The organism is Streptomyces sp. NPDC051677 (assembly GCF_044453465.1).
Lineage (GTDB): Bacteria > Actinomycetota > Actinomycetes > Streptomycetales > Streptomycetaceae > Streptomyces.
In genome coordinates this window covers 131,364-138,208 of record NZ_JBITCT010000030.1, presented here as the reverse complement: position 1 = coordinate 138,208, position 6,845 = coordinate 131,364, and the positions used below count along the sequence as shown (strand labels likewise).

Annotated in this window: 7 protein-coding genes and 1 pseudogene; 2 read left to right on the top strand and 6 right to left on the bottom strand. The window is 72.2% G+C overall.

Going from position 1 to position 6,845, the window contains the following annotated elements:
* Nucleotides 1-94: 94 nt before the first annotated feature.
* Nucleotides 95-595, bottom strand: a pseudogene (locus ACIBAF_RS30645) (response regulator transcription factor); the annotation flags it as partial.
* Nucleotides 596-735: 140 nt separating this feature from the next.
* Here ACIBAF_RS30645 and ACIBAF_RS30640 point away from each other — a divergent pair.
* Nucleotides 736-1,695 carry a DUF3152 domain-containing protein gene (locus ACIBAF_RS30640; protein WP_399467358.1) on the top strand — a complete coding sequence of 320 codons (960 nt, stop codon included), beginning with the start codon at nucleotides 736-738 and terminating at the stop codon, nucleotides 1,693-1,695.
* Between the two features lie 51 nt (nucleotides 1,696-1,746).
* Here ACIBAF_RS30640 and ACIBAF_RS30635 read toward each other — a convergent pair whose 3' ends face one another.
* Genes ACIBAF_RS30635 through ACIBAF_RS30625 form a run of 3 tightly spaced genes read right to left on the bottom strand, consistent with a single transcriptional unit; the run spans nucleotide 1,747 to nucleotide 4,759 of the window.
* Nucleotides 1,747-3,024, bottom strand: a complete 1,278-nt coding sequence (locus tag ACIBAF_RS30635; protein ID WP_399467356.1) for an ABC transporter substrate-binding protein — start codon at nucleotides 3,022-3,024, stop codon at nucleotides 1,747-1,749.
* Entirely contained in the window at nucleotides 3,024-3,857 is an 834-nt protein-coding gene (locus ACIBAF_RS30630) for a carbohydrate ABC transporter permease (protein WP_399467355.1), read from the bottom strand. The genes ACIBAF_RS30635 and ACIBAF_RS30630 overlap by 1 nt, the downstream gene beginning before the upstream one ends.
* Nucleotides 3,854-4,759 carry a carbohydrate ABC transporter permease gene (locus tag ACIBAF_RS30625; RefSeq protein WP_399467365.1) on the bottom strand — a complete coding sequence of 302 codons (906 nt, stop codon included), beginning with the start codon at nucleotides 4,757-4,759 and terminating at the stop codon, nucleotides 3,854-3,856. Before ACIBAF_RS30625 ends, ACIBAF_RS30630 begins: the two co-directional genes overlap by 4 nt.
* A 215-nt stretch (nucleotides 4,760-4,974) precedes the next feature.
* Here ACIBAF_RS30625 and ACIBAF_RS30620 point away from each other — a divergent pair, with 215 nt between their 5' ends.
* The gene (locus tag ACIBAF_RS30620; RefSeq protein ID WP_399467353.1) at nucleotides 4,975-5,838 is read left to right on the top strand and encodes a phosphotransferase enzyme family protein; all 864 of its coding nucleotides are present in this window, start codon (nucleotides 4,975-4,977) and stop codon (nucleotides 5,836-5,838) included.
* 36 nt (nucleotides 5,839-5,874) lie between these two features.
* Here the strand turns inward: ACIBAF_RS30620 and ACIBAF_RS30615 are convergent, their stop codons facing one another.
* Nucleotides 5,875-6,036: a hypothetical protein gene (locus ACIBAF_RS30615; protein ID WP_399467352.1), complete on the bottom strand. Its 162-nt coding sequence runs from the start codon at nucleotides 6,034-6,036 to the stop codon at nucleotides 5,875-5,877.
* A gap of 24 nt (nucleotides 6,037-6,060) precedes the next feature.
* On the bottom strand, nucleotides 6,061-6,783 hold the full coding sequence (locus tag ACIBAF_RS30610) for a 3'-5' exonuclease (RefSeq protein ID WP_399467351.1): 723 nt from the start codon (nucleotides 6,781-6,783) through the stop codon (nucleotides 6,061-6,063).
* Nucleotides 6,784-6,845: the final 62 nt, after the last annotated feature.

Genomic DNA, 6,845 nt, shown 5'->3' with positions numbered 1-6,845 from the left:
GCCGAACAGGCGACGGCCGAACCAACGAATCTGAACACCCATCAACCCCTGCTGACCAGCTGATCAGCACATCCCGCATGACGGGGGAACCTCAGGTCAGCAACAGCCGCAGTTCGGAGGGGGCGAGGGCGACCGGCGTTCCCTGCCAGGTGACGGACAGTCCGGCACGGTCGATGGCGAGGTCGCCGTAGGTGTCGATCTTCGGGATGCCGCCGTCGGCGGGCGCGCCGCCGCCCGCCCGGCGCAGTACGGCGCGGATACGGGCCTGGAGCACCTGGGCCTGCACGGGCTTGACCACGTAGTCGTCGGCGCCCGCCTCCAGACCGACAACGATGTCCTCGTCGTCGCCCCGCGCGGTCGCCATGATGATCGGCAGCGTCTGGTCCAGGCCGCGCATCCGCCGGCACACGTCCAGGCCGGTCATGCCGGGCAGCATCAGGTCCAGCACCACCACGTCCGGCCGGAAGGAGCGCAGCCGGTTCAGGCCGTCCTCCCCGGTCTCGGCGGCGGCGACCTCATGGCCCTGACGGCGCAACGCGAGGACGACGCCGTCCCGCACGGCACGGTCGTCCTCGATCAGCAGAACTCGTGGCATGAGCACAGTATCGGTAGCCGGTCGACCGCCCCGGGCCACTGTTACGGGATGATCACATAAACCCACAACGGTCGGGTCGTTACCTTTTCGTTATCGCTTGAGCCAGGTCCGATCACATACCGATCACAATCTGAACAACCATGAGCGTGCACCGAGCAGATTCCGCCCCCTCCCGTCGTCGTCGGAGCGGCCCCGCGCACTCCGCCGGGCGCGGGCGGAGAAGACCGCTGTGGGGCGGGCTGGCCGCGCTGGTCCTCCTGGGGGCGGCCGGTTTCGCGGCCGTGGGATGGACCTCCGCAGGGGCGGGCGGCACGTCGGCCGAGGGCCGGTCGACCGCGTCCGCCGGGCCCGGCGCGTCCGGCACGTCCGGTGGGGCGGCGAACTCGGGCCCGGCGGCCCCGCGGACGGGGACGCCCAGCTCGTCGGCCTCGTCCCGCACATCCGCCAGTCCGTCGGCCGGGTCGTCCGCGGGTTCGTCGACGGGTTCGTCGGCCGGCTCAGGCGGTAAGTCCGCAGGCACGTCCCAGACCGACATCCCGGCCTCGGGGCCGGGCACGTTCACGACCGCGGCCGGTTCGAGCGCCAAGGTGGGCAAGGGCACCGCCCTGCGCTACCGGGTGGACATCGAGAACGGCATCGATCTGTCCGCCGCGGACGTGGCCCGGCAGGTGGAGCAGATCCTGGCCGACCGGCGCGGCTGGACGGCGGACGGTCACTCGGCGTTCCGGCGGGTCTCCGTCGGAGCCGTCGACTTCGTCGTACGGGTCGCGACGCCCGGCACCGTGGACAAGATCTGCGGTCAGTACGGGCTGGAAACCGGCGGCGAGGTCAACTGCAACGTCGACGACAACGTCATGGTGAACCTCAAGCGCTGGCTGCTGGCCACCCCCGTCTACGCCAAGGACGTCACCGCCTACCGCGCGCTGATCATCAATCACGAGGTCGGCCACTTCCTCCATCACAACCACGTCGGCTGCCCCGGTCCCGGCCGACCGGCCCCGGCGATGATGCAGCAGATCAAGGGCATGAACGGCTGTGTCCCCAACGTCTGGCCGTACGACGGGCAGGGACGGTTCATCACCGGACCCTCCGTCCCCTGAGCGGCCACCGCCGGCCGCGGCGGCCGCTCAGCGCTGGTGGACCGTCGCCGCTCAGCGCTGGTAACGGGCCAGGACGAGGTTTCCGTCCTTCTCCAGACGGGTGCGCAGTTCGCCGAGGTCGATGGCCCCGCTGTAGTACTCCTGGAAGGCGGGGGTCGCGACCTTGTCCTTCCACTCGGGATAGCCCCGCACGGACTGGGCGGGCGCCGGGCGCAGGTACGCGGCGAGAGCGGTGCCGGTCGCCCAGTCGTCCTTCTTGGTGTGCAGGGCGGGGTCGGCGAGCGCCTGGGCGCCGGTCGGCAGCATCCAGTCGCCCAGCGCGAGGCGCACCATGTTCTTCGGCCGCAGCAGGAAGTCGAGGAAGGCGACGGCCTCCTTCTTGTAGGGGCTGTCCTCGGCGACGGACAGGGTCTGCGGGCTGACCCCCTGGGCGAGCCCGTCGGCGCCCGCAGGGGCGGGCAGCACCTGCCAGTCGAAGCCCTTCGGCGCCTGCTGCACGATCTGCTGGCGGTAGGAGAAGCCGAGCGGGACCATCGCGTACCTGCCGCCGAAGAAGCCGGGCAGGGTGTCCGAGCCGCCGCTGCCCAGGGTGGTCGGCGAGGCGCTGTGGTCGGCGGCGACCTGGTCGTGGACGGTGCGCGGGACGACCTCGTCCCCGGCCTCGAAGCGGACGGTGACACGGCCGTCCGCGCCCCGGTGGAACAGCTGCCCGCCCGCCGACAGGGAGAGGTTGAGGGTGGCGGAGACGGGTTCCTTCAGCGGCCAGGCCACGCCGTATGTGCCGGGGCCCCCGAGCCTCTTGGTGATCTGCCGGAACTCCGCCCAGCTCCAGGGGTGTTCGGGGGTCGGGATCCGCTCGCCGGACCGCTTCAGCCAGGTCGCGTTGGCGACGAGGACGCGCGGCTCCTGGAGGAAGGGCACACCGTAGACGCCGTCGCCGAAGGTCGTCGTCTCCCAACTGCGCTGCGGAATGTCCGACTTGAGGCGGGCCGGGAGCAGGTCGGTCAGGTCGGCGAGGTAGCCGCCGTAGGCGAAGTCGGCCAGGTCGTCGGAGGCGTCGTGGATGATGTCGGGGGCCTCGCCGCCCTCGAAGGAGGTGAGGAGCTGGTCGTGGACGCTCTCCCAACTCCCCTGCACATACTCGACCTTGATGTCCGCGTGGGTGGCGTTCCACTCCTTCACCAGTTCCCTGTTGGCCGTGACGGACTCCTCCTGCCAGGCCAGGGACTGGAAGCGGAGGGTGACCGGACCGTCGTCGTCCGAGCCTCCTCCCGACGAGCAGCCCGCGAGGAGCAGCAGCACCACCAGGGCCAGGAGTCTCGTCCGCATCAGCTCTTCACCGCCCCGGCGAGCATGCCGCCCGTGATCCGTCGCTGGATGAGCGCGAAGACGGCCAGCGAGGGAAGGGTGGCGAGGAACGCGGCGGCGGCCAGCGGCCCCAGGTCGGCCACGCCCTCCGCTCCGAGGAAGTGGGTCAGGACGACGGGCAGCGTCTGTTTCTCGGGCGTTTTCAGCAACACCAGCGCGAAGAAGAACTCGTTCCACGCGGTGATGAACGCGAACAGCGCCGTCGCGACGATGCCCGGCGCAAGGAGCGGCGCCGTCACCGAGACAAGCGTCCGCAGCCGCCCGGCCCCGTCGACCGCCGCCGCCTCCTCCAGTTCGACGGGGACGGCCCGGACGTAGCCGACGAGCATCCACAGCGCGAACGGCAGGGCCCACACCACGTACACCGTCACCAGCCCCGGCACCGAGTCGATCAGCCGCAGGTTCTTCAGCACCAGGAACAGCGGGATGATCACCAGGACGAACGGGAAGGCCTGGCTGACCACCACCCACCCGGACGCGGCGCGCGCGAGCCGGGTGCGCTGCCGGGCCATGACGTACGCCATCGGCGTGGCGAGGGCGACGGCGATCACGGCGGCGCCCGTCGCGGCGAGCAGGGAGTTGAACGCGGCGTGCACCAAGGGCTGTTCGTCGAAGGCCTGGCGGAAGTTGGCGAGGGTGGGGTGCTTCGGGATCCAGGTGGGGTGCAGGCTGCCCAGTTCGCGGGGCGGCTTGAACGCGACGGACAAGAGCCACAGGAAGGGGAAGGCGAGGAAGACGAGGTACGCGAGCAGGGCCGTGTACTGGCCGGCGCGGGCCGCGGGACGGGTCCTCAACGGTCGTCGCCTCCCTTGATGCGGCCCACCAGGAAGAGGGCCAGACACACGGAGATCACCGCGACCATCACACAGCCCATGGCCGCCGCGTATCCGAACTGGCCGTAGCGGAAGGCCTCTTCGTAGGCGAAGAGCATGGGCAGCCGGGTGCGGCCGCCGGGTCCGCCGTTGGTCAGCACATAGACCAGGGCGAAACTGTTGAAGTTCCAGATGAAGTTGAGGGCGGTGACGGCGAGGGCGATGGGCCTGAGGGCGGGCCAGGTGACCGTGCGGAAGCGGCGCCAGGCGCCCGCGCCGTCCACCGCGGCCGCCTCGTGCAGTTCGCGCGGGGTGTTCTGCAGGCCGGCGAGGAGGGTGACGGTCGTCTGCGGCATGCCCGCCCACACGCCCACGACGATGACCGCGGGCAGGGCGCTCGCCAGCCCGCTGAGCCAGTCCCGCCCGTCGCCCAGGCCCAGGTCGCGCAGCGTCTCGTTGAGGATGCCTGCGTCCGGGTTGTAGACGAGTCGCCACATGACGCCGACCACGACCTCGGGCATCGCCCAGGGGATGATCGCGAGTGCGCGGGCCAGCCAGCGCAGCCGCAGGTCCTCGTCGAGGAGCAGGGCGAGGCCGAGGGCGAGCAGGAACTGCGGGACGGTCACCCCGACCGCCCAGACCAGGCCGATCCGGAACGACTCCCAGAACAGGGTGTCGTGCAGCAGGTCGGAGAAGTTGAGGGCGCCGATCCACCGGGTGGGCGCGGTGCGGCCCGACTGGGCGTCGGTGAACGCGAGCAGGATCCCGTACAGCAGCGGGCCGACGCTCAGGACCAGGATGGGGATCAGGGCGGGGAGGACGAGGAACCACGCGCCACGGCCGGCGGTGGTGCGCGGCGGGCCGGTGGCGGTCGCACGGCGCACCGTCCCTGTCTTCTCGGTCGCCAACGACACCGAAGCGTCCCCCTTCCCGCGGCTGTGACGGGCCCCGCCATGGTCGTGAAGGTGCTGTACGCCGTCAAGACACCATGCGCATGCGTCGATCTGTGCGAATGCGACACTGGCCGTCGGATGGCCGGATCCCGACGCCGTCCGGTGGGGCCGGGCGGACAACGCGCAGAACGACACGGAGGCGGGCGATGGACGAGGCACGGGCGCGGGACGTACTGGCCGCGGCGGGGGCGCTGCCCGGTCCGGCGGCGGACGCGCGGCTGCTCGCCCTGGGCGAGAACGCGGTGTTCGCCGCCGGTGACCTGGTGGTGAAGGTGGGCCGGGACGCCGAGCTCCTGGATCGGGCCCGGCGTGAGCTGGACGTCGCGGCCTGGCTCGCCGACGCGGGCGTCCCGGCGGTGCGGGCGGCCGAGCCGAAGCCGCTGTTGGTCGAGGGACACCCGGTGACCGTGTGGCAGCGGCTGCCCGACCCGGTACGGCCTGCGACGCCGCGGGATCTGGCCGAACTCCTGCGCCTCGTGCACGCCCTGCCCACCCCCTCCTTCGGGCTGCCCCCGCGCGATCTGCTGTCGGGAGTGGAACGCTGGCTGCGGCTCGCGGGCGACGCGATCGACCCGGCGGACGCGGCGTTTCTGCGCGAGCGCCGCGACGGCTTCGCCGCGGCCGCCGCCGCGCTCACCCCGCACCTGCCCACCGGCCCGATCCACGGCGACGCGCTGCCCCGCAATGTGCACATAGGCCCCGACGGTCCGGTCCTGGTCGACCTGGAGACCGTCTCCGCCGATCTGCGCGAGCACGACCTGGTGGTCATGGCGCTCTCCCGCGACCGCTACGGCCTGCCCGCCGACGCGTACGACTCCTTCACCGGGGCGTACGGCTGGGACGTGCGGGAGTGGGCGGGCTGCGCGGTCCTGCGGGGCGCCCGCGAGACCGCGAGCTGTGCGTGGGTCGCCCAGCACGCCCCCACCAGTGCGCCCGCGCTGGCGGAGTTCCGGCGCCGGGTGGCGTCGCTGCGGGACGGGGACGAGGAGGTGCGGTGGTATCCGTTCTGATCCGGCTGCTGCGGGCATGGCGGTCCGAGGCCCGGCTCAGGCGAGACGCCGACGCGTCCCCCGGGCGGTGAAGCCGACGGGCGCGGCGCCCCGGCCGATGACGACGAGCGGGTGAATGCGGGGAAAGAGCGAGTCGCCCGCGGCGGCGGCGAGCCTCGTCAGGCCCAGTTCCTCAAGGCCGGGGCGGACGGGCGCCATTCCGACGTCTCACCCACAAGAACGTCAGACGGTCTCCCCCGCCACCTCTCGTACGGGCCAGGCCCCGTCGACCACCGCGTCCGTCTCTCCCTTGCGGCGCAGGAAGTTCTGGAAGTCCGCCGCCCACTCGGCGTACCACTCGATCTGGCGGCGGTGCAGCTCCGCCGGGCCGAGGGCCGCGACCTTGGGGTGGCGGGCGGCTATCGCGCAGGCCAGCCGGGCCGCGGCGAGGGCGTCGGCGGAGGCGTCGTGGGCGGCGTCGAGCGGGACGCCGTACTCGGCGCAGACCGCTTCGAGGTTGCGCTTGCCGCGCCGGTAGCGGTCGACCGAGCGGTCGATGGTGTACGGGTCGACGACCGGCGACGGCTCCGAGCCGCCCAGGCGCTCACGCAGGGACGGCAGGCCGTGGCGGCGCAGTTCGGCGGAGAGGAGAGTGAGATCGAACGCGGCGTTGTAGGCGACGACCGGGACGCCGGTGCGCCAGTACCCCACGAGGACCTCGGCGATGGCGTCCGCGACCCGGTCGGCGGGGGCGCCCTCGGCGGCCGCCCGCTCGTTGCTGATCCCGTGGACCGCCACCGCGTCCGCGGGGATCTCCACGCCCGGGTCCGCCAGCCACTCGCGGTGGCCCAGGACCTGCCCGTCCCTGACCTCGATCACGGCTCCCGTGACGATGCGCGCCTCGCGCGGGTCCGTCCCGGTCGTCTCCAGGTCGAAGCCGATCAGCAGCTCCCGGTACCAGGCCATGATGGCCCCCCTTCTTGGCGGTGCTTCCCCCAGTGGTCTCCACCCTCGCATGCGCCACTGAC